We start from the raw sequence: 23,441 nt of genomic DNA, 5'->3' as shown, positions 1-23,441 counted from the left end.
AGTGGCTCATTCATTAGGTTTCCCCCTTCAAAGCCGCCCGTTATCTTCGTCGCAGATTGTCGATATTATCAATGGGCAAAGGCGGGATGCTACCCGCTGGGGTAAAACCAAATATCTGCCCATAAAATGATAACTCAGCCTCTAACGCTTGCTTCTTGCTTTGAGGCGAGACTCTATTAGCCGCATCATCATTAAATTCAAGATAAGCAACTGGGATCCCTTTCTTTTCCACTGCTTGGTAAATAATCTGTGACTGCTCTGCAGGAATAAGCGAGTCATTCACCCCCTGAATAAGCAGTAACGGCTCATTGACCCCTTTAAGGTTATACATCGCTGAGCGCTGTTTAACGTTATCCATATTGCCCAGCAAACGAGTTAGGTAACGAGACTCAAACTTATGCGCATGACGTTTAAACTCTTCCATATCGCTGATCCCAGAGTAACTTACGCCAGCACCAAAGGTGCTGTAATACGCCACAGCTGACAACGCAGTAAAGCCACCAGCACGGTTACCTCTAATGGCCAGTTTCCGGCCATCAACTGAGCCACGATTAACTAAAAACCCTGCCGCTCTCACGGCATCATTAACATCAGATTTACCCCAATTGCCATATAGGCTATTACGGTAATCTCGGCCAAAGCCCGTGCTGCCTCGGTAGTTGACATCAAACACCGCAAAGCCACGGCTGGTCCAATATTGAATATCTCGCCTAAATGCACGGCTCGCTTTAGCTGTAGGACCAGGGTGAAGCATCATGACCAATGGCGGTTCATGATCTTTGGGGCCTTGAAAGTTGGGGTTTTTAGGCAGATACAGATAGCCATGGGCGGTCTGATTATCACCGGTTGTAAAGCTCAAGCTCTGTGCTCTTGAAATATAGTTAGGATCCATAACGGTTAGCCTCGGTGTATACACTAGCTCAGCCGCGCGGCCCTGGATCTTGTAAATCCCCTTTTCAGGGGTTTCTTTTCCCCCTACAAATAGCACTTGGTTTTCATGCTGAGTAACGTAGGATATTTCTGCAAAATCAACCGCGATGGGCTCAACAATACCGTTTAAGGTATCGATACGAATGAGCTGAGCCAAGCCTTCGTGGCTAAAGCTGGCAATTAAGCTGTGCTCGTTTTCAAACGCATAACTACTTTGCCCTATTTGCCAGTCAGCAACCGCAAACTCAGCTTGTTTTTCTAGCACGATTTCAGGCTCAAGTTGCGCATCTAAGCGATAGATATTCCACCAGTTATTAAAGTCTGCAACAAAGTAAAGCTGGCCCGTCGGGCTAAACAAAGGTTGAGAGATAGAGCCTTTTTTTGGCATCTCAATTTGCCTTGAATTAACAATAACGCCCTTTGAGTCAAGATCCGCGAGCCACAACTCGGTGTTATCCCATGGCATATTAGGGTGGTTCCATGACACCCAAGCCAGCTGGGTTTGATCCGGTGAAAGAACTGGCTTTGAATAAAAGTCGGCGCCAGAGCTCAAGATCATACCTTCATCGGCATAGGACAAGTTGATCCCCACAAGACTGTTAACCGGCCCATTTTGACCACGGTGGTCTTCACGAACACAAATTAATCGAGAGGCTTTGGGGTTAGAGATGCAACCAGCGTGACGAGTACCATTAGGTGTTAATGCAAATGGCGCTTGATTCGGCGCTATTCGATACAAGATTTGATCTGAAAATTTAGTCGCAAATAGGCTATTACCAATAGCCACAAAAGGCGCGCCGCCATATTCATGCACTCGGCTGCGAATATTGAAATTTGACGACACCACTTTATTGATAGAGCCATCAAGGTCGAGTCGATAAACGCCCTTCTTGCCAGCATTATCGGCATTAGACTGCACAAAATAAATGCCTTGAGACGTGGCACGAACATCACTAATGTCATCGGCTAAATCATAGACATCTTCCGGTGTAACCGGAGACTCCCAACTCCCAAAGTCGGCAAGGGTAATACCCTCAACTTGTCTTGGCACTTCTGCAATATCAGCCTGCTTGGGCGCTTCATTACACCCCATTAGTAGCAGAAAACTGACTAAGGTGAGTATCGCTAATTTAAACGCTATCATTGTGCCTCTTAGCAGCCAATTATTAACACATAGCCAAATGATGAGAGGTAAATTCATGTTTAGAGGTCATTTACAGTCTCATTCGGTGTACGTTACTTTCGAGTCCATTTTTTGGTAAACCAGCGGATCGCAGCCAGTTGCTTGGATTTACTTAATCCAAAATAGATGCACACCCATGGCGAAAGCAGAATATACCAAGGGGTTGCCGCTGTGCTTCTGCCGGTAAATAACAGATAAAAAAAGCCAAAATAGATCACCAGCAGACCGACGCAGCCTACAACAAACATCATTAATTTCGTCGCCCTTTCAAGCTTATCCATTTTGTTCCCATATTGCTTTTATTCTGGCGCTATTATGACCTATAGCTAAACCATTATTCAAACTCTGTTAATGGCGCATAAAAAACGGGCTAATGCCCGTTTTTATCGATGAATTAAAACTTACAGACGAATACCGCCAGCGATTTCAAATACGCGGCCGTTTACTTGGCCATGTACATAGACATTTTCAATGATAAAACGCACTGTTAAGTCTTGCTCTAAACGCCCGGGCAATTGCCACCATTGATTGGACCTCTGTGCCAGTCACAAACTTATAAGCGAATGCCACCATCGATTTCAAATACGCGGCCGTTAACATAATCATTTTCAATGATAAAGCGTACCGTCGATGCGATCTCTTCTGCTTGACCTAAACGACCTACTGGTACCATCTTCTCTAAACGCTCAAGCGCTTCAGGCTTCATTGCCGCAGTCATTTCAGTTTCAATTACGCCCGGTGCAACCGCTGCGCTACGAATATTGTAGCGAGCCAGCTCTTTGGCCCAACCTACGCTCATTGCCGCAACGCCTGCTTTTGACGCCGCGTAATTTGACTGACCTACGTTACCCGCTTTAGCAAGACTTGAGATATTAATAATCACGCCTTCTTGCTTAGTTTCTATCATGGCTGCTGCCGCTTCACGGCCACATAAAAATGAACCTGTTAGATTGACGTTGATGACAGACTGAAATTGATCGAATGACATACGATCAATCACTTGGCCTTCTTTGGCTTTGAGTAAAAGGCCATCACGCAAAATACCTGCGTTGTTAATGAGCACGTTTACCTGACCAAAGTCTTCCTTAATAAACTGGAAAGTGGCAAATACGTCTTCTTCATCGGTGATATCTACGGCATAACCTTGAACTTCAGTCGTTGCACCTATGTTGGCACAGGCTTTTTCCAACTTTTCTTGGTCAACGTCGATAAGTGCTAGCTTGGCACCTGCAGCCGCTAAATTCTCCGCCATGGCGTAACCTAGTCCACCTGCACCACCAGTAATAACAACAACCTTATCTTTTAAATCCATTGGATCACCCTTTGTTTTTTATCTGCTCAGACTGAGCAAACAGCTCAAAAATACTCGAAAAATCTCGTTTACCATTACCTTGTTTCGCATGGTTTACATAGAGGCTTCGCGCTAATGCGCCCATTGGCGTGCTTGAATTGGATAACAGCGCCGCCTCTTGCGACAGCCCTAAATCTTTCACCATCAAGTCAACCATAAAGCCACCTTGATAACCGTTAGATGACGGCACCGACCCCATCACATCTGGACACGGATTATATTTATCTAACGTCCAATTGCCGCCACTACTAACTTTCATAATATCGGAAAGAACTTTGGGGTCTAAACCATGGTCCACTCCCATCTGTAATGACTCCGATGTGGCAACCATTAAGACAGAAAGCAGCATATTATTACATATTTTAGCCACTTGCCCAGCACCCGGACCTCCTGCGTGGAAGATATTAGCGCCCATCGCGTTTAATACGCCTTGTGCCTGTTCAAAAGCCTTATCGCTGCCGCCACAAATAAAGGTTAATGTTCCCGCCGCTGCGCCCGCTGTGCCTCCCGATACAGGCGCATCGATAAAGGCTAAGCCTTTGCTTGCAGCATGCTTAGCCACAAAGCGGGCACTGTCTGCATCAATGGTTGAGCAATCGATAAGTAAGGTTCCTGGAGCAACCACATCAATTAAACCTTTTTTGGTATCATCGTTTGCATCCTGGCTTGACTCATTCGTCACATACAGACTACGCACATGCTTACCCGCAGGTAGCATAGTCACAACAATATCCGCGCCAGCCGCAGCGCCGCAGGCACTCGTTGCCATCAGTGCGCCTTGATTGCATAATGCCTGCATTGCCGCTGGTACCAAATCAAATACTTTAACGGTAAAACCCGCTTTTATCAGGTTGACCGCCATTGGCCCGCCCATGTTTCCTAAACCAATAAATGCAACTGTACTCATTATTCACTCCGGTTCACGTTTGTGAGTGTTGGGATCTTAATCCCTGTCGCGGCCAATACCACTCACCGCTCATTTATCTTGCGTGAAAGCGCACTCATGTGCGCTATCGTGCAACGCTTAGCTAATGTTAATCTTTAAGCGAATGGCTAATGTAAATCTTTAAGCGGATGGTTTTCATCATCCCAAGGCGATTGCAACAAGGCTTGTGCATAGCCTTGTGGGAGCGCCGCAACATCTGCAAAGCGCCACTGCGGATTGCGGTCTTTGTCGATAAGCAAAGCACGCACACCCTCAGCAAAATCCGCCTTAGCACAGCAATTAACGCTTAAGCCAAGCTCAAACTTAAAACACTCTGCTAAGCTCAACTCTTTACCCTGTACTTCAGTCAGCTTTGATTGCAGATGCACAAGACTTAAACTGATTGGGCTACCCTCTAACATGGTTTTTAGCGCTTTTGCTAGCCAGGGCTTTGCCTCTAATACGTTTATCTCTAACACATTTCCCTCTAACGTATTGCCCTCAAGCATGTTCGACTCAAGTTGGCAGACTCTGCTTACTATTTCACCAAGACTTCCCGACATTAACTCATCAATTAATGACTGGTTTTGCTCAAGCACGCTCTTTGCTAGCGGCGTTTTACAGCCAGTACCCATAATATTAAGCACTGCGGTTAATGCTTGATGATTCGCATCATTGTTATCGCCCCAAGGTAAAACCGTTAATTGGTCAAACAGAGCGCTTTTATCATCGCTATTGAGATAGTGATTACCAATGCCTACATAATAAGCGTCTGCGCCGATCATGTTGTAAGCGGTCATCCCTAAAAACAGGCCGCTTTTACCCGGCATACGGTTTAAGAAGTAACTGCCACCCACATCAGGATATAGACCAATAGTGACTTCTGGCATGGCAATGCGCGAACGCTCAGTGACAATGCGATGACTCGCGCCAATCATTAGCCCCAAACCGCCGCCCATCACAATGCCGTCGCCCCAAACCAATACTGGCTTACCAAAGCTATGCAGCAGATAATCAAGCTCATACTCTTGTTTAAAAAACTCCGTCGCCGCCTCAGTCACTTCGCCCGGTGTTGTTATTGATGCCTGGTAAATAGCGCGCACATCGCCGCCAGCACAAAAGGCTTTTTCACCTGCACCGTCTAGTACAACTGCAGCTATATTCGGGTCACTTTGCCATGTGATGAGCTGCGCAGTTAATGCCTGCACCATGTTTAGGTTCAGTGCATTAAGCGCTTTTTCGATGTTGAGCGTTGCCACACCAACTTGCTTACCCGTATCGGTATTTAAGGTACTAAACAGCACTTGTTCATGACTTGCCTGCATATTGAGCTCGCTCATTAGCCGTTCTTCCAATTCGCTTTACGCTTATTTAAAAAGGCATTTACCCCTTCCCCCTGATCTGCCGTATCAAACAGTTCAACAAATAGGTCGCGCTCTAACGGTAGCGCATCAATTCTTGGCATGCTGCGGCCAGCCTGTATTAATGTTTTACACGCCTTAATACTGCTCGGGCTTTGATTTGCCACTTTATCTGCAAGTGCCATTGCGGCATTAAAGGCATTACCTTGCTCAACCACTTCTTCAACTAAGCCTATCTGCTCAGCTTTGGCGGCAGTAATACGCTCACCACATAAAATCATGCGCTTGGCCCACCCCTCACCCACTAGCGCGGTTAAATTTTGGGTACCACCTGCACAAGGAAGTAAACCGACTGTCGCTTCAGGTAGCGCGAGCTGGGCTTGCTGTTCACAAATACGTAGATCGCAGGCAAGCGCCACTTCTAAACCGCCGCCCATGGCATAACCGTTAATGGCCGCAATTGATACACCTCGAAACGCACTTAAGGTTTCAAAGGCTTCACCAAAGTAACGTGCCATATCGGCTGCATTTTGCTTATCGCCGTCTGCAAACAGCTTTAAGTCTGCGCCTGCCGAGAAGAACTTTTGCCCTTCGCCCGTGATCACCAAAGCATAAACATCTTTGTTTTCGTTAAGCGCTAATACTTTGTATTTTAGCTCTTGTAAGCTCGCTGCCGTCCAGGTATTGGCTGGCGGATTGTTCATGCTGATCACCGCTGTGTGACCGACGATACGCTCGATTAATAAAGACTGTTGCTCTAAATCCTGATGTTCCTGAGACATGGTAACTCCCTATACAAAACTGAAATCAAGTTAGGCGGCTAGCTCGTTTAAACGATGCCGCTAATACTGTGCGCTTATAAGATGGCTTATAGAATGGCGCCTGCGTTTTCATCTAACAAACGGCGCGAAATAATTAAGCGCATGATTTCGTTAGTTCCCTCTAAAATTTGATGCACTCGCACATCTCGCACATAGCGCTCTAATGGGTATTCTCGAATGTAACCATAGCCACCATGAATTTGCAGCGCAGCGTCACACACCTGAAAACCGATATCGGTGGCAAAGCGTTTTGCCATGGCGCAATACGCTGTGGCTTCTGGATCTTGCTCATCTAACTTAAATGCAGCTAAGCGCACAAGTTGGCGCGCAGCTACCAGCTCAGTCGCCATATCGGCGAGCTTAAATTGCAATGCCTGAAACGCCGCTAACGGCTTACCAAACTGCTTACGCTCATTCATATATTGAGTCGCACGTTCAAGTGCGGCTTGGGCGGTACCAATTGAGCAGGTGGCAATATTGATGCGGCCCCCATCAAGTCCCTTCATGGCAAAGGTAAAGCCTTGACCTTCTTCACCGAGTAAATAAGCAACTGGCACCCGTACGTTTTCAAAGGTGATTTCACGGGTTGGCTGGGCGTTCCAGCCCATCTTATCTTCCGCTTTACCGTAAATAACTCCGGCAGCATCGGCTGGAACCGCAATCGCTGAAATGCCTTTAGGGCCCGCCTCTCCGGTGCGGCACATCACCACTAATAGCTCAGTGGCTCCCGCGCCAGAGATAAACACTTTAGAGCCTGAAATGACGTACTCATCGCCCTCACGTACCGCTTTAGTTTGCAATGCAGCAGCATCACTGCCCGCCCCTGGCTCAGTTAAGCAATATGATGCTAGCTTTTCACCTGTAGTGAGTGACTCAGACCACTCTTGACGTAATACTGCTGTACCAAAGCTGGTGACCATCCAAGTGGCCATATTGTGGATGGTTAGCATGGCTGTAGTTGCGGTGCAGCCCATGGATAGTTGCTCAAAAATAATCGATGAATCTAAGCGTGATAGTCCCATTCCGCCTTCAGATTCTGGCGAATACAGTGAGCAAAAGCCTAGCTCGCCCGCTTTTTGAATCACATCTTTGGGAAAGTGATGTTCTTCATCCCATTTGGCGGCAAAGGGAGCAAGCTCCTCTTTAGCAAACTGCTGGGCTAAATCGGCAAATTGGCGTTGGTCTTCATTGAGATTAAAATCCATCGGGGTACTCCTGTTGTCCTGTCGATTGCCCTGCTCTAGGTTCTAGGTTCTAGGTTCTAGGTTCTAGGTTCTAGGTTATAGGTTCTAGGTCTGCACCATCAAGCAAAGGCTTTGGATCTTTACTAACGGCGCTCCTTTCGAGTCGCTACCGCTGCAGACCTCTATTCGTTATTTGTTGTGATAGCTCTTGTATTAGCTTTTTTACTCGCTACAGCCTGCGCTTATCCGTTAACCGCTGACTCAAAAAAGTAGCCGTTAACGAACATTGCCCCCGCCATAAGTCAAAAGCTCATGGGTGGCAATAACGCGTGTTACTTAAGCTCAATCGTCATGTTTGGCGCCGATGCCACCGCAATATCTGATTCAAACCAACGCGCAGTGATGGTCTTGGTCTCAGTATAGAAACGTACCGCTTGCTTACCGTATGCGTGCTGATCGCCATAGAAACTGCCTTTCCAACCAGTGAACGAGAAAAAAGGCAATGGCACTGGAATGGGGACGTTAATACCCACCTGACCCACTTCAATCTCGTGCTGGTATTTACGTGCAGCTGCGCCACTGGCGGTAAAGATGGAGGTACCATTGCCGTATGGGCTGTCGTTCACTATCGCTATCGCTTCTTCTAAGGTTTGGGCATTCATGCAGCACAGCACTGGGCCAAAGATCTCTTCTTTATAGATGCTCATATCAGTCGTGACTTTATCGAATAGGGTTGGGCCAACCCAGTTACCCGACTCATAACCTTCAACGGTAAAATCGCTACCATCGAGTAAGCAATCGGCGCCCTCCTCAATACCTTGTGCAATCAGGCTCACTACGCGCTGCTTCGCGGCAGGGCTAATTACCGGACCATAAGCGGCATCTTTATCATCCCAAAGACCTGGTTTGACTTTAGCTATCGCCTCTTTTAACTCAGGGATCCACTCTTTTGCTGCGCCAACAAACACAGCAACTGAAAGCGCCATACAACGTTGACCGGCCGCGCCAACAGATGCGCCCACTAAGTTATTAATCACTTGTTGTTTATTCGCATCAGGCATAATCACGCAGTGATTTTTAGCCCCGGCAAAGGCTTGGACACGCTTTAAGTTATCAGTACCGGTTTTGTAAATGTATTGACCCACATTCACCGAACCCACAAATGAGATGGCTTTAATATCTGGGTGAGAAAGTAAAATATCCACAGCCGTTTTATCGCCGTGAACCAGCTGCACTACGCCTTTTGGTGCACCCGCCTCTTCAAATAGCTCGATAAGACGCTGCGGCGTCATTGGATCTTGCTCTGATGGCTTTAAGATAAACGTGTTACCGCAAGCGATGGCTAACGGGAACATCCACAGTGGGATCATCGCTGGGAAGTTAAATGGGGTAATACCCGCGCAAACACCCAGTGGCTGGGTATAGCTGTAAGTGTCAATTGAACGTGCCACGTTTTCAACGGTTTCGCCCATCATCATAGAGGCAATATTGCAGGCATGCTCAGCCACTTCGATGCCACGCCATACATCACCTTTGGCATCATCAAATGTTTTTCCGGTTTCTTGGGCTAAGATAGTGGCAATTTCGTCGTGATGTTGTTTTAAAAGGTGCTGATATCTAAGCATCACACGAGCACGCTCTGAAACAGGCACCTCTTTCCAGCTTTGAAAAGCGGCTTTAGCACTGGCTACCGCACTTAACACTTCGGTATGGTTCGCTGCATTTACCACTGCGATGGTTTCATTATTGGCAGGATTGGTCACGGCTATCTGCTTATCACCTTGGCCTAATACCCATTCGCCGTTGATGTAATGTTTCACTTGAGTTGTCATATCGCTTCCTACTTTGGCAATGTCATTTGCTGACATTTGCAAAATGATGAACCCGCTCGGCCAATTTATTATTCTGGTATTGCGAGTAAACACATCGGTTCACTTGCTATTAGTACCTTGCTTATTAGCATTTTGGCTTTAAACGGGTTCGGTCTTGTTGAATACTGTCGTTTATCTTTTATTTGCTACAACCGAGCCTTTAAAGCTCAATTGCCATCGCTGTTGCCTCGCCGCCACCAATACACAGTGATGCTACTCCGCGTTTTAAGCCTCGCGCTTTAAGGGCATAAATCAAAGTCACCAGTACACGCGCACCCGAGCAACCAATAGGGTGGCCTAGCGCACAAGCGCCGCCATTAACATTGACTTTATTGCCGTCGAGCCCAAGCTCAGAAATGGCTAACATGGTGACCATGGCAAAGGCTTCGTTGATCTCATACAGATCCACGTCCTCTTGAGCCCAGCTCACTTTATCGAGCAGCTTGTTCATCGCGCCAACAGGAGCGGTAGTAAACATTGATGGTTGTTGTGCGTGAGTGGTGTGCCCCTTAATAGTTGCCATCACATCAAGACCTAACTCATTAGCTTGTGCGCGGGTCATCAACATCAATGCGGCTGCGCCATCTGAAATGGAGCTAGAGTTCGCGGCGGTAATAGTGCCGTCTTTGGCAAAAGCTGGGCGCAGTGTTGGGATTTTGTCTGGGCGAGCGTTACCCGGCTGCTCATCGGTATCTACCACGATATCGCCGCGGCGGTTTGCTACGGTTACCGGCGTGATTTCATCGATAAAGGCACCTGAATTAATAGCGCTATTGGCTTTTTCCAGTGAGCTCAGTGCAAAGCTGTCCATCTGTTCACGGGTTAGCTTAAAATCGTCTGCGGTGTTTTGCGCAAATGTGCCCATTGCCCCACCGGTATATGCATCTTCAAGACCGTCAAGGAACATATGATCCAGCACCTTACCATGTCCCATACGCATGCCACCGCGCGCGTTATCTAACAGGTATGGCGCTTGGCTCATGCTTTCCATACCGCCAGCAATAACCACATTTGCGCTGCCAGCTTTAATTAAATCATGGGCTAACATGACGGTTTTCATGCCGGATCCACACACCTTGTTGACTGTCGTTGCGCCAACCGATAGTGGCAGCTCAGCGCCTAAGGTTGCTTGGCGTGCTGGCGCTTGACCTAAACCCGCAGGTAGTACGCAGCCCATCAATACTTCATCAACCAGTCCACCAGCTAGACCGCTTTGTTGCATCAAGCCCTTGATAGCTGTTGCGGCGAGCTTTGGTGATGTAACACTGGATAGTGCACCTTGGAATCCGCCCATTGGGGTACGCTTTGCTGCAACGATAACGATATCTTGATCTAACTTAACTGAACTCATAATTACTCCGGTAATACGCTAGTTAACCTTTAATAGAAGCGGTCCAAAACCGTGCAAAATGTAGGTTGCTGCAAAGTTTCGTGTTGACCGCCGCGAGGTTATTGCCTAGTTAATATAAAGTGCACTTCTGCTCAATATTTAACACTGTGACGTTTACGCGAACGTAAAGCAAGGGTTGTTTGGTCAAACCTCTACCAAAGTATAGGACTGAGTTGTCACATAGAATTTACACTAGCGGGGGAATACAGACTCTGCGTTTTGTTACTTGTGATCAGCTTGAGGTGCACTAGCCTTTTATTATTAATACAGCAAATAGTTATACCAATCAGTTACACGTTTCACTGCACATAGCATGTTGATGCTCTATCGATTGCAATGCGAAACATGATGAACAAATAACCAAAGGATGCTTATGAAAAATATATCGATATTGTTAGTGCTATTGACCAATATAATGCTGAGCGGCTGTGTTGCTGTTGGGGCGGTAACCATAGGAGCGGTAACTTATTATAAAAGTTCGAAGCATGAAGTGGCCACTGTGAATATAAAAGCGACACCAGAGCAAATCTATCAAGTCGCACTAAAAACCATTCAAGCTAACCCCTTGCTGGCCATAGCATCGAGCTCTATAAAAAATCACGCTATCGAAATTACCAAGGGAGATTTAAACGCAAGTTTAAAGGTCTCAAGCATAGCGCCTGACTTATCTCAACTTCTGATCACCTCTGATGTGGATCCGCAACCAAGCACACAATTAGTCTTAGATGGCGTTTTTACCGTTTGTCGCTCACTTGATGCACACTGCGTTTTGGTTGCTGATGACAATTAAACTTACACGCTAAGTAAAACCGCCTTATACCAAAATGCCGATATTCAATAAAGAACATCGGCATTTTGCATTAGCGAGTTAACCCCCTAACAATTAAGACTCCCAGGGGGTAATTTCGGTCATATCATCGAGGTTATAAGGGGTAAGCTGATACACATAATAGTTGAGCCAATTACTCACCAACAGACTACCGTGACTGTGCCAGCGTGCGATAGGTTCTTGCTCAGGATCATTATTTTTAAAGTAGTTTTGCGGTAAGTCAGGCATTAACCCCTGAGCGAGATCGCGCTGGTACTCATCTTTTAAGGTCGACTTTTGATACTCAGGATGGCCCATTACAAATAGGTTGCGATTATTCTTACTGAGTACCATATAGGCACCAGCCTCATCAGATTCAGTCAATACCTCAAGTTCTGGATGCGCACGTAGCTTGTTAATGTCCATCTCAGCAAAACGAGAATGTGGTGCAAAGAACTCATCATCAAAACCACGTAGTAAAGGGTAATGCTCTGTAGTGCGGCGATGGTTATAGACACCTGAGCGCTTTGTTTTAAGCAATGATCGGTTTAAGTCAAATAGATGAAACAGTGCAGCATGCGCTGCCCAACATAAGAAAAGAACCGAGGTAACATGCTGCTGCGACCAGTCAATAATCTCACGAATATGATCCCAGTATGACACGTCTTCAAACTCAACCTGCCCAAGTGGCGCACCAGTAATGATTAAACCATCGTAGTTTTTCTGGCGCACATTCTCAAAGTCTCGATAAAAATTATTCATGTGATCGATTGAGGTATGTTTGGACTCTTTATCGTGAATTCTGAGTAGATCCACATCAACTTGTAGCGGAGTATTCCCTAAAAGACGTAACAGCTGCGTTTCGGTCTCGATTTTATTCGGCATTAAATTCAAAATTAACACCTTCATTGGACGAATATCTTGATTCGCTGCCCGAGTTTCAGACATAACGAAGATATTCTCAGATTCCAAGATCTCTGCCGCGGGCAGATCATCGGGGATTTTAACCGGCATAGCGCGCCTCTTTTCTAATTCGAATGATCTATCAGAATGAGACGCGCCGTTTAAATTAACTCGTGGTCAATTAATTTAACGTGCCACCTTCTGCACTAAAACTGACATTGGCTCACTTGAGTCCAAATCAATTCGATAAGCTTGTGTATTGATAAACATCAACTTGTCATCAAGACTAATGCGCGCCCCAATCGTATAGGTATGGCCGTCTTCAAATTGATCTCTATTAATTAAAAACTGAAAAGGTGTTGGTGTGCTGACATCATTACGCTCAAACTCTGCAATCACTACAGCAGGCGCATCCATTAAAGACACATCCTGAACTTGTACAGTGATGACGGCATCTTCAGGGAGTATCATGCGCTCCTTGTACCAAACTTCACCTTGGATCTCCACCACTGCATTAGATGTTGCACAACCGGTCAACATACTTGCAGCTACCACTAAAGGTAATAAAGGCTTAAACCACCGTTCCATATTTATACTCCTCATAATACATTAAGACTTCTAGAAGTCTATATGTCCGTACTTGAAATTATATCAGTTAAATAGAAAAGTCTATTAGCTACCTATCGATAACAGCTGTTAAAGAATAGGTATTCTCACAATCCTTGTCACAGCAACTGACAATTAATCTTGTTCTAATACACTTATCTTTCTATGATAAGTTACCTATTCGAAGTCGAATACCCATATGACACAAGCAACTGCAATAATTGTGGGCGCTAGCTCATTACTCAGCCGTGAAATTGCAAAACAACTTGCAGATGAAGGCGTTGAACTGGCCCTGTTAGCACAAGATCCACAATCTCTTACCGAGTTTAGCCAATCCTTGCCCACTAAGGCGCAGGTTTTTCCATTGAAAATTGATGATCCAGAAGCCGTGATCAGTACCATTAATGCTGTTTGGCATTCTCTAGGCGGCGCTCATCTTGTTCTGGTTAATACAGGGTTAACCCATTACGATCCTGAGCTACCATGGCAACCAGAGCAAGATATCATCACAGTTAATGTGCAAGGCTTTTCAGCCATTTGCAATACTGCCTTTAGGCTATTTCGCGATCAAGGCTATGGTCAACTTGCGGCAATTAACTCGATAGCGGGTCTAAGAGGGGGTCCGAGTGTCGCCTATCACGCATCGAAAGCTTATGCACAAAACTACTTTGAAGGCCTAAGCATGCATGCCCAGCGTTTAAAGCTGCCTATCACGATTACCGATATCCAATTAGGCATGTTAGATAAAGCGGCCATGCAGCAAAATCGTCTGTGGTTGTCGCCACTGCCAGTTGTAGCTAATCAAGTGATTAAAGCGATGAAAGCAGGCAAGCGCAAAGCCTACGTCACCAAACGCTGGCGCCTAGTGGCATGGTTGACTAAAGGTTTACCTGAGTTTGTCTACAATACTCGCCACTGGAAAACCAAAGAGCAGAAAAAAGCTGAGCGCGCAGCTAAGAAAGAATCTAAGTAATACGCTTATGTGACTGCACTGATGTTAATGCACTTAGGCGATTTTACTTAAGAGCAGTATAAAAAATACAAAGTATAAAAAAGGAGCCTACTGGCTCCTTTTTTATCGGTTGGATTTGTCACTTATGACAATTCTAGACACTAATATTAGAAAGTGTAACCTACGCTAACCATGTAAACCCATGGGTCGATATCTGTTTCGACTTTTTGAGGAGCATCCCCTAAATTAAACTTAACGTCGGTACTGATCTGTGCGTACCAAACAGAGGCATTAATTAGCCAGCTATCATTGATTTGATAGTCTAAACCTACTTGGGCAGCCGCCCCCCAAGAGTTTGACAAGCTCAATTCTGACAAACCTAAATCTTTAGCTTCTTGAGTGAACTCATTGTCATAGAAATTAGTGAAGTTAACACCCGCACCAATATATGGACGTAGTTTAGATTGTGCATCACCGAAGTAATATTGAACAACTAAAGTTGGTGGTAAATGTTTAGTCTCAGCGATCTTACCTAACGAACCCAGTGAAATATCATGACTAAATGGCGTCGCAGCAAGTAACTCAATACCAATGTTATCAGTGATCATATAACCAAAGTTCAAACCAAGCTGTGTATTATCACTCACACTAAATTCTGCGACATCTGCAACAACAGGGCTAGATTCATTTGGCGCAACAACGGCAACACCAGCACGAACGATAATATCACCAGCTTGGTGAGCTGATACAGAAGAGGCGAAACCGGTAGTGAGAAGGGCTGTGGCGATTAAGCTAGAAACGATTTTTTTGTTCATCATACTACTCCATTAATACAACACTTAGCGCTGTTTTTATTATCAATATCCTTACATTTGTGTGCATCCTGCCTGATTAACACCTCTTTAAATTTGATCTAAATCAATACAAGCATCGAATACTCACTTAGAGATACATAAAGGCGATCTTGATCACACTTGCAAGACGATGCCGCATACCATAGCGTTGAATTTTGTGACAAAAGCCAACTAAGCTCACTTAACGAGCTAACGCAATAAAAAGTCAATGCAACAATAAATCAACCTGCCAGCGATAAGTTTCTCAACGCTCGCAAGCAACGGACCTAATCACATTCAGAATCGTTATCGGTAAAACAGATGAGTGCACCTAGGATTTATTTTTCCAGAAATTAAATTCACGTGAGCCTGTGCTGATAACTGAGGAATAGATGCTCAGCGATAGGCGATAGATGTAAGGCGCTAATGGGGAGCAGAATGTACAAAATATTGACAACCTAGGGCGATCTGCAGCATACCCCAACTTCCCCTAATAGATGCCGTGCCAATAACTTTTATGCAAAGCAAGACCTTAGGGTAGTAACACTATTAGTGTCAGACCTACTTAAATCAGACTTATATTCTTGCTGGTCTTATTAATTAATCCTATGTTTAGTGGAGTCGCTATATTTACTGTTAAGAAAAAACACCTTACAACAATTGGAGATAGGATATGAACAAATGGGTAATAGGGGCTGTAACCGTTGCCATACTCGCCTTTGGCAGCGTCATCGGCTTTAATCTTTTTGTTAATAAAAAAATCGAAACAAAACTCGCCAATCTGCCCGAACCCGTTTATCCCGTGACCATTGAAAAACTAACTCCAACGACTTGGTCACAAAACATTAAAGCAATTGGTTTTATTGAACCCAACCAAGGGGTCAATATCTCTAATGAAGTGGCAGGGCTTGTTACTGCAATTAATTTTGAAAATGGTGATAAAGCCAAGGCGAATACAACCCTGGTCAACATCAATTCGTCAGTGCAAGCTGCACAGCTAAAGGAGCAAGAGGTTCAACTCCCCTCAGTAAGGGACGATTACAACAGGCAACTAAAACTCTACCGAGATAAGTCGATATCAGAACAAAGTTTACAGACAGCTCAAGCTAAATATGAAGCACTGCAAGCTAACATAGAAAGCCTTCAAGCAAATATTGAGCTTCGTCAAATTAAAGCCCCCTTTGATGGCGTACTGGGAATTAGAAATATCAACCTCGGACAATTCCTTTCTGCTGGCACCAACATTGTTCGTCTAGAAGACTTATCAGTCATGCGCGTTCGTTTCAGTGTTCCTCAATCTCAAATAGGTAAACTGAGTGTCGGTCAGCCTATTACGTTAACCGTTGACTCCTATCCAGAGCGGATATTTTCAGGAAAAATTAACGCTATCGAACCTGTTATTAATGATAAAACCGGCTTAGTGATGATTCAGGCTGAACTGCCAAATGATGATCAAACATTACGAGGCGGTATGTTCGCGGAAGTCAATGTTGGCTTAAGTGACCTCGAGCAGCAATTTGTATTACCACAGACAGCCATAGTGTTTGCTTTATATGGTAACTCAGTTTTTGTAATAGAAAAGCAAGGTGATGACACGCGGGTTAAGCAGGTAACGGTTGAAATATTACAAAGAGACGGTAACTACGCATTAGTTAAAGGCGCCTTGAAGTTTGATCAAGACGTTGTGACAACCGGTATTCTCAATCTGGGTAATAATACTAAAGTCAGCGTAACACCGAACCCAATTTCGCTTCCAGATAAAATGCCGAAGCTGTAGGAGCGACATATGAATTTCACCGACACTTTTATTCATCGCCCCGTCATGGCTGCTTCTCTGAGCATTCTACTCTTTATTCTTGGCCTCAATGCGATAAAAGATCTGCAGGTCAGACAATATCCAGAGATGACCAACACGGTCATTACAGTAACGACGCCATATCCTGGCGCCGATGCCGAATTAATTGAGGGTTTTATCACTCAGCCTTTAGAGCAAGCCTTATCCCAAGTGGATAATCTTGACTTTATGACCTCATCAAGCCAACTTGGCACTTCGACTATCACACTAAATATGAGGCTTAATACAAACCCTGAAGAGGCATTGGCAAATGTATTGTCTCAAATAAACTCGGTAACGAACCAACTGCCGAAAGAGGCCTATAATCCTTCAGTCACCTCCTCTACCGGGGCGACAACCTCTATCATGTATATCTCTTTTTTCAGTAAAGAACTCGACTCCAGTCAAATCGTCGATTACCTTGAAAGAGTTGTAAACCCTCAGCTATCAACCGTTAATGGTGTCTCTAATATTCAGATGATGGGGGGCACACCATTCGCACTCCGCATATGGCCTAACCCGATAAAACTGGGTCAATATAACCTTACCACCGCCGATTTAATCAGTGTTTTACAACAAAATAACTATCAATCAGCAGTCGGTCAGTTTAATAGTAGTTTCACTATTTTAAATGGCACAATTGATAGTCAGGTCGACACCGTTGACGGGCTCAAAAAATTAGTCATTAAAAGTGATAATGGCCAAATTGTTCAGCTACAAGATGTGGCAGACATCAGCCTTGGAAAAAGCAGTGACAGCACTCGTGCGCTCGCTAATGGTCGAGAAGCCGTGATTATTGGTATTAATGCGACTCCGACAGCCAATCCACTTGATGTTGCCGCAGGAATACGAACCCAGTTTACTTTGATTGAAAAAAATCTCCCGACTACCATTCAATCGACGCTAATCTATGACTCTACGCTGGCTATTACAGATTCGATTGATGAAGTTGTAAAAACCATCGCTGAAGCCGCTGTAATTGTTATTATCGTGATCTTGCTTTTTCTTGGCTCCTTCCGTGCGGTCATCATTCCGATTATCACTATTCCACTGTCTTTAATTGGCGTGATGGCTGTAATGCAAGTATTTGGCTTTTCTATTAACCTCATGACATTACTCGCCATGGTATTAGCGATAGGCTTAGTGGTTGATGATGCTATTGTGGTGGTGGAAAATGTAGATCGGCATATCAAAATGGGGGCAAAACCTTTAGAGGCGGCGTTGGTTGCGACCCGAGAAATCGCTGTGCCCGTTATATCCATGACCATCACTTTAGCAGCCGTCTATGCGCCGATTGCATTGATGGGTGGCGTCACGGGTTCATTATTTAAAGAGTTCGCCCTCACACTCGCAGGTGCTGTGGTCATTTCTGGCTTTGTTGCTCTGACTCTATCGCCAATGATGTGCTCAAAGATGCTCAAACCACACACCCAACCAGGAAAGTTTGAAGAAACCGTTGAACGAGTGCTCGGTGGCTTAACCAAGCGCTATCACAAGACGCTGATTGCGGTGCTTGATCATAAGGGGGCAATCGTCTTCTTTGCAATCATAGTGCTTATATCCTTACCTATAATATTTAACTTCATACCTTCTCAGCTTGCTCCAGATGAGGATCAAGGCGTTGTGGTCGTGATAGGAACCACCCCATCAACCTCTAATAATGACTATATCCAGGCTAATATGGAGCTAATTACTCAAATTATCTCCAAGCAGCCACAAGTAGAGGCATCATTAGCATTAGTTGGCGTTCCTACAACGAGTCAAGGGCTAGCCATCGCGCCGCTTGTCCCTTGGAGTGATAGAAAATTAAGCCAAAAAGAGATCTCCGCAAACGTTAATATAGAAGCCAAAAAAATCCCTGGGATTACCGCTACAGCATACCAAATGCCCTCTCTTCCTGGCGCCTCAGGAGGATTGCCTATTCAATTCGTTATCACTAGTCCTGCCAGCTTTGAAACTCTATACAGCATTGGTAATAAGCTATTAGAGAAAGCCAAAAAGAGTCCACTTCTTGTCTATACGGATTTGAATCTAAAATATGATTCGGGCTTGGTAGAACTCAAAATTGATCGCGAGGCTGCTGGTGCCTACGGCGTGACCATGCAGGAGATAGGCTCAACACTCGGTACCATGATGGGTGGTGGCTATATTAACAGGGTGAATATTGATGGTCGCTCCTATGAGGTCATTCCCCAAGTGGAGCGTGTCTATAGGGCTAATCCTAAGTTAATTGACCAGTTTTATGTCACCGCACAAAATGGTTCTGCCATCCCGCTATCAAGCCTTGTCAGTTATAGCGTCAATGGCAACGCAAAATCGTTACCTCATTTCAATCAAATGAACTCAATCTCAATTGAGGCGGTACCTGCACCGAATGTCGCAATGGGCGATGCCATTGCCTATTTCGACCAATTGGCAAAAACAGATTTACCTCCGGGCTTTACGTACACCTTTATGGGGGAAGCACGCCAATTCGTCGAAGAAGGTAGCTCTTTGTATGTCACTTTCGCCCTTGCTCTTGCCATCATATTTTTGGTTTTAGCCAGTCAATTTGAAAGTGTACGCGACCCATTAGTGATCATGTTCACTGTGCCACTTGCTATTAGTGGTGCGTTAATCGCCCTTGGGTGGACACATATATCGGGTGAAACCTCACTCAATATCTATTCACAAGTTGGATTAATTACCTTAGTTGGACTAATAACCAAACATGGCATTTTGATGTGTGAGGTGGCCAAAGAGGAGCAAATATTTAAAGGCGCATCAAAACATGATGCCATCATTGAAGCAGCCACAGTGAGACTTCGCCCGATCCTTATGACTACCTCAGCCATGATTGCAGGGTTAATTCCATTATTGTTTGCTAGCGGAGCGGGCGCTGCTTCGCGTTACAATATTGGTTTAGTGATCGTTGCTGGACTTGCAGTAGGAACACTGTTCACACTGTTTGTTCTGCCCGTTATGTACACGTACATCGCGAGTAATCATAAACTCCATGAGGGACTTGATGAGCAGCAAAGCAATATAAGCGATGACGCTCAGCTGACACCGCATTAACACCAAGACAATTACCAAATTAACGCCCAAATAACGCAACAATAACCCAGAGCCCTTTACCATTGTGAGTAACGATAGCAATGGTAAAGGGTTTGGCGGCATACTAAAAACGCCCCTCCCCCAAAAATATAAAACACAAAAAGCCAATACAGCAAATCAATACAAAACCAATACAAAGACTTAAGTAACAAAAGCCAAGCCAGATTTTCAATCGCGACTTCGGCTTCTACAATCAAATAGCACGACAACTTGATGAGTCACTCAGTGCGTAAAACTCATCCAAAGACAGCAAACTTGCTACAGCAGAGCTAAAGATGGGGGGGTTATCAGCTTGCTCAATGCCCATACATTTTATCGAAATTGGGGATTTTCTGTTCCCATATTGGCACCTCTTCTCCAATGATAGCTTTGAGCGTGTTAATAAATAATTTAGTTTTAATTGGGGCGTCTCGGTGCGGATACACGGCATAAAACGTACCGAGATCATTTAAATGTAGCTCAGTCATAATAGGAACAAGCTTCTGCTCTAGAATTTCGTTCTCAATCATCTGCGCAGTAACAACTGCCAGCATATTGCCCGCGACAGCCGTTTTGGTGATCATTTCAACATCGTTAACTTTATAAACCACATTCAATTGCAGCTGCTTAGTTTCGCTGTTGGCATCAAGATAGGAGAACTTATCAATCAGCAGCCCAGGCGCTGCGTAAACTGCAGCGGGTAAAGTTTCTAGTTGTTCAAGCGTCTTTATTTCGCCGTGTTTTTTGATGAACTCAGGAGCCGCCACAATCAATAATCGGTTTCGTGCAATCTTTCTGGTAATAAGGTTTGAGTCTTTTGGTTTGCCAATACGAAAGCCAATATCAAACCCCTCTGCAACCATATCGATGAGTCTATCTTCTAAACGCAGTTCAATATCAACATCTGGATATTGTTGCTGAAAAACCAACACTGCTTGCTGTACATGTTGTCGACCAAACAGAGTCGAACTCGTGATCCGTAATACGCCTTTGGGTTCAGAATGATAATACTGTGCCAATCGATGCGAGTCATTTAACAGCATGCGCAATGATTTTGCTTGGGCCACCATCTCATGACCCACTGCGGTTAAAGAGAGCGATCGTGTGGTGCGATTTAGCAAATGTACGCCAAGTTCATGCTCTAGCCGGCTGATTTGTTTCGAGATAACAGATCTATCGACATTTCTTTGTTCTGCCACCTTACTAAATGAGCCCAGTTCAGCGACTTCAAGCAGTAGTAATAATCGACTTGGAAAATCCATACACCCTCTTTGTTGCATTTTTGGCACCAATAAGGTGCCAGTTTACGCATTTTTCTTAGCTTATAACAACCTTATAGTAGCTACACTTTAACGGCTTAAACAAACTGAGCCACTAAATCCATGAGGAAGACATTATGAGCAAGTTAGCAATTAGCCACAGCGAAGGCATAGCAACGGTTAGCATCAATAATCCACCATCGAATGTAATCACCAGTGATTTGATCAATGAAGTTAACGCCTTTGTTTTATCGTTAAAATATGATCGTGATACCAAAATAGTGGTGTTTAAGTCACTCCATCCACTGTTCTTTTTAGCTCACTTGGACTTGCATGTGATCAACGGTACGCCTGCTGGTCAAGCTGCATCGATTGAGTTTAATCACATGATCACCAACATTAAAGCCATGAAGCAGCTTTCAGTTGCTGTGGTGGATGGCGTCGCTCGTGGCGGTGGAGACGAATTTGTGATGGCCTGTGATTTGGCTTATGCGACAGAAAATGCTGTATTTGCTCAACCTGAAATCCATGTGAATATCCCAACGGGTGGCCAAGGCGCGGTGCAGTATGCTCGCAGAATGGGTAAAAACAAAGCACTGCAGGCCTTATTACTAGGTAATGACTTTACCGCTCAACAAGCTGAAGCGTTAAATATCATTACTCAGTACGTTCCCAAGGCCGAAATAGATGGCTTCTTAGCCCAGGTGCTTGGTGTTATTAGCCAATTAGAAATTCGTAATATTGTGATGTACAAAGAGATCATCGCGGCATCGATAATAGATGAAGATGCTGGCGCCGAGCTAGAGCTACGCTATTTTCTAGAGCGCGCAAAAGAGAATAAAACACAAGCCATCATAGATGCATTTATCAAACATGGTGGACAAACAGACCGCGAAGCAAAAGATATTCAAGGGATCTTTGTCGATACGGCTGCAGAGCTTGCCAAGTAGTTCAGCGGCTAGAAGCTCATCTGTATGGGCAGCGATAAACAAACCTATGGCTGCCATATTATCTAAATTTTGAATTGCTAAAAAACGTTATTAAATAATTGGATGACCGTAAACCGGTTAAGTAAAGGTAAAAGTGAGATACGAAGGTAATATTTATCGTCCACCATTAGAGGCGGACGCTTACATACTGCAATGCACGATTGGCTGTTCCTACAATAAATGCACCTATTGCTCTATGTACAAAGACGTGCGCTACCGAGCAAGGTCTATCGATGAACTGATAGAAGATATTCAGATGGCAAAACGTGCTTTTGGCGCCAATATTAACAAGATAGAAAAAGTATTCCTAAGTGATGGTGATGCAATTTCACTGCCCACCAACATGCTATTAGACATACTGGCAGAGCTGTACGCTGCATTTCCAAACTTAAGCCATGTCAGTACTTATGCTGGCCCACAAAGTACACTGAGTAAGACTCAAGAAGAGTTAACACAATTAAGGCAAGCTGGACTCACTATGACCTATTTAGGAGTTGAATCCGGTTCAGATGAAGTACTCAGTACGATTCGTAAGGGCGTTAGCGCTGAAGAGATGCTTGTCGCAGGCCGTAATATTGTTGCTTCAGGCATCAAACTTGTCGCAATGGTAATGATTGGTATCGGAGGCCGTGGTGACATATCGCAGACTCACATAAAGGAAACTGCGAAATTAATCAATCAGATGAAACCTTATCTGCTGGGCACATTAACCACTGTTGCCATTGAGGGCACTGCTTTATGTAGGCAAGTTGCCAAAGGTGAGTTCAATTTGCTCGATCCTTATGAAGTACTAGAAGAGATGAAGATGTTGCTGGAACATATTGAGTTACCAGACCTAAATATTGATGGTACTCATGCATCTAATTTATTACCAATAAAAGGCATATTTAAAGATGACAAACTTGACATGCTAGCATCTATAAATAAGTACTTAATCAACAAAGATGAAAGTTTAATTGGTAAAGCTTACGTTGGCCGATTTTAACGTCAGAGATTTTAAAGACAGAGATTTTAAAGACAGAGATTTTAAAGACAGAGATTTTAAAGTCAAAGTAATACCTATTCGACATAAAAAAGGGCTTTATAATCAGTAATGCCGATCATTTAGCAGTTTATTGATCGGTTGACCGATCTTTATAAGATGGCAAAATCCGAGTGTTTTTAAA

20 protein-coding genes are annotated in these 23,441 nt (G+C 44.6%); 6 read left to right on the top strand and 14 right to left on the bottom strand.

The window, feature by feature from the left end:
• Positions 1-40: 40 nt before the first annotated feature.
• The 10 genes from ACVBJC_RS18195 to ACVBJC_RS18150 form a co-directional block, all read right to left on the bottom strand.
• Positions 41-2,074, bottom strand: a complete 2,034-nt coding sequence (locus tag ACVBJC_RS18195) for a prolyl oligopeptidase family serine peptidase (RefSeq protein ID WP_447162340.1) — start codon at positions 2,072-2,074, stop codon at positions 41-43.
• A 92-nt stretch (positions 2,075-2,166) separates the two neighbouring features.
• Complete coding sequence (locus ACVBJC_RS18190; RefSeq protein ID WP_447162339.1) at positions 2,167-2,394, bottom strand: hypothetical protein; 228 nt, start codon at positions 2,392-2,394, stop codon at positions 2,167-2,169.
• A gap of 120 nt (positions 2,395-2,514) precedes the next feature.
• Positions 2,515-2,628, bottom strand: coding sequence for a short-chain dehydrogenase (locus tag ACVBJC_RS18185; protein WP_447162338.1), 114 nt, complete (start codon positions 2,626-2,628; stop codon positions 2,515-2,517).
• A 38-nt stretch (positions 2,629-2,666) separates the two neighbouring features.
• The gene (locus ACVBJC_RS18180) at positions 2,667-3,425 is read right to left on the bottom strand and encodes an SDR family oxidoreductase (protein ID WP_447162337.1); all 759 of its coding nucleotides are present in this window, start codon (positions 3,423-3,425) and stop codon (positions 2,667-2,669) included.
• A 4-nt stretch (positions 3,426-3,429) separates the two neighbouring features.
• A complete protein-coding gene (gene mmsB, locus ACVBJC_RS18175; protein WP_447162336.1) occupies positions 3,430-4,371 on the bottom strand; it encodes a 3-hydroxyisobutyrate dehydrogenase in 942 nt (313 codons plus the stop codon).
• A 146-nt stretch (positions 4,372-4,517) separates the two neighbouring features.
• Positions 4,518-5,729 carry an enoyl-CoA hydratase/isomerase family protein gene (locus tag ACVBJC_RS18170; protein ID WP_447162335.1) on the bottom strand — a complete coding sequence of 404 codons (1,212 nt, stop codon included), beginning with the start codon at positions 5,727-5,729 and terminating at the stop codon, positions 4,518-4,520.
• Positions 5,729-6,532 (bottom strand): enoyl-CoA hydratase, encoded by an 804-nt coding sequence (locus ACVBJC_RS18165; protein WP_447162334.1) that lies wholly within the window; start codon positions 6,530-6,532, stop codon positions 5,729-5,731. Before ACVBJC_RS18165 ends, ACVBJC_RS18170 begins: the two co-directional genes overlap by 1 nt.
• A gap of 86 nt (positions 6,533-6,618) precedes the next feature.
• On the bottom strand, positions 6,619-7,776 hold the full coding sequence (locus ACVBJC_RS18160; RefSeq protein ID WP_447162333.1) for an acyl-CoA dehydrogenase family protein: 1,158 nt from the start codon (positions 7,774-7,776) through the stop codon (positions 6,619-6,621).
• Positions 7,777-8,087: 311 nt separating this feature from the next.
• On the bottom strand, positions 8,088-9,587 hold the full coding sequence (locus tag ACVBJC_RS18155) for a CoA-acylating methylmalonate-semialdehyde dehydrogenase (RefSeq protein WP_447162332.1): 1,500 nt from the start codon (positions 9,585-9,587) through the stop codon (positions 8,088-8,090).
• A gap of 199 nt (positions 9,588-9,786) precedes the next feature.
• Positions 9,787-10,977 (bottom strand): acetyl-CoA C-acyltransferase, encoded by a 1,191-nt coding sequence (locus tag ACVBJC_RS18150; RefSeq protein WP_447162331.1) that lies wholly within the window; start codon positions 10,975-10,977, stop codon positions 9,787-9,789.
• A 412-nt stretch (positions 10,978-11,389) separates the two neighbouring features.
• Between ACVBJC_RS18150 and ACVBJC_RS18145 the strand changes: the two genes are divergently transcribed.
• A complete protein-coding gene (locus tag ACVBJC_RS18145; RefSeq protein ID WP_447162330.1) occupies positions 11,390-11,806 on the top strand; it encodes a DUF3568 domain-containing protein in 417 nt (138 codons plus the stop codon).
• A 93-nt stretch (positions 11,807-11,899) separates the two neighbouring features.
• Here the strand turns inward: ACVBJC_RS18145 and metA are convergent, their stop codons facing one another.
• Both metA and ACVBJC_RS18135 read right to left on the bottom strand, forming a co-directional pair.
• The gene (gene metA / locus ACVBJC_RS18140; RefSeq protein ID WP_447162329.1) at positions 11,900-12,838 is read right to left on the bottom strand and encodes a homoserine O-succinyltransferase MetA; all 939 of its coding nucleotides are present in this window, start codon (positions 12,836-12,838) and stop codon (positions 11,900-11,902) included.
• Positions 12,839-12,913: 75 nt separating this feature from the next.
• Complete coding sequence (locus tag ACVBJC_RS18135; protein ID WP_447162328.1) at positions 12,914-13,315, bottom strand: YbaY family lipoprotein; 402 nt, start codon at positions 13,313-13,315, stop codon at positions 12,914-12,916.
• Between the two features lie 217 nt (positions 13,316-13,532).
• Between ACVBJC_RS18135 and ACVBJC_RS18130 the strand changes: the two genes are divergently transcribed.
• Complete coding sequence (locus ACVBJC_RS18130) at positions 13,533-14,306, top strand: SDR family NAD(P)-dependent oxidoreductase (protein WP_447162327.1); 774 nt, start codon at positions 13,533-13,535, stop codon at positions 14,304-14,306.
• Positions 14,307-14,452: 146 nt separating this feature from the next.
• On the opposite strand, the gene ompW is transcribed toward ACVBJC_RS18130, so the two are convergent.
• Positions 14,453-15,103 carry an outer membrane protein OmpW gene (gene ompW, locus ACVBJC_RS18125; protein WP_447162326.1) on the bottom strand — a complete coding sequence of 217 codons (651 nt, stop codon included), beginning with the start codon at positions 15,101-15,103 and terminating at the stop codon, positions 14,453-14,455.
• 688 nt (positions 15,104-15,791) lie between these two features.
• On the opposite strand from ompW, the gene ACVBJC_RS18120 reads away from it, so the two are divergent.
• A complete protein-coding gene (locus ACVBJC_RS18120) occupies positions 15,792-16,895 on the top strand; it encodes an efflux RND transporter periplasmic adaptor subunit (RefSeq protein WP_447162325.1) in 1,104 nt (367 codons plus the stop codon).
• Between the two features lie 9 nt (positions 16,896-16,904).
• Complete coding sequence (locus ACVBJC_RS18115; protein WP_447162324.1) at positions 16,905-20,009, top strand: efflux RND transporter permease subunit; 3,105 nt, start codon at positions 16,905-16,907, stop codon at positions 20,007-20,009.
• Between the two features lie 335 nt (positions 20,010-20,344).
• On the opposite strand, the gene ACVBJC_RS18110 is transcribed toward ACVBJC_RS18115, so the two are convergent.
• A complete protein-coding gene (locus ACVBJC_RS18110) occupies positions 20,345-21,289 on the bottom strand; it encodes a LysR family transcriptional regulator (protein WP_447162323.1) in 945 nt (314 codons plus the stop codon).
• 134 nt (positions 21,290-21,423) lie between these two features.
• On the opposite strand from ACVBJC_RS18110, the gene ACVBJC_RS18105 reads away from it, so the two are divergent.
• Positions 21,424-22,236, top strand: coding sequence for an enoyl-CoA hydratase/isomerase family protein (locus tag ACVBJC_RS18105; RefSeq protein ID WP_447162322.1), 813 nt, complete (start codon positions 21,424-21,426; stop codon positions 22,234-22,236).
• A gap of 133 nt (positions 22,237-22,369) precedes the next feature.
• Positions 22,370-23,260 (top strand): radical SAM protein, encoded by an 891-nt coding sequence (locus tag ACVBJC_RS18100; RefSeq protein ID WP_447162321.1) that lies wholly within the window; start codon positions 22,370-22,372, stop codon positions 23,258-23,260.
• Positions 23,261-23,441 lie beyond the last annotated feature (181 nt).

Source organism: Shewanella sp. 0m-6 (assembly GCF_052977325.1).
Note: the sequence above shows the minus strand (reverse complement) of the source record. Positions and strands in the feature narration are given on the sequence as shown.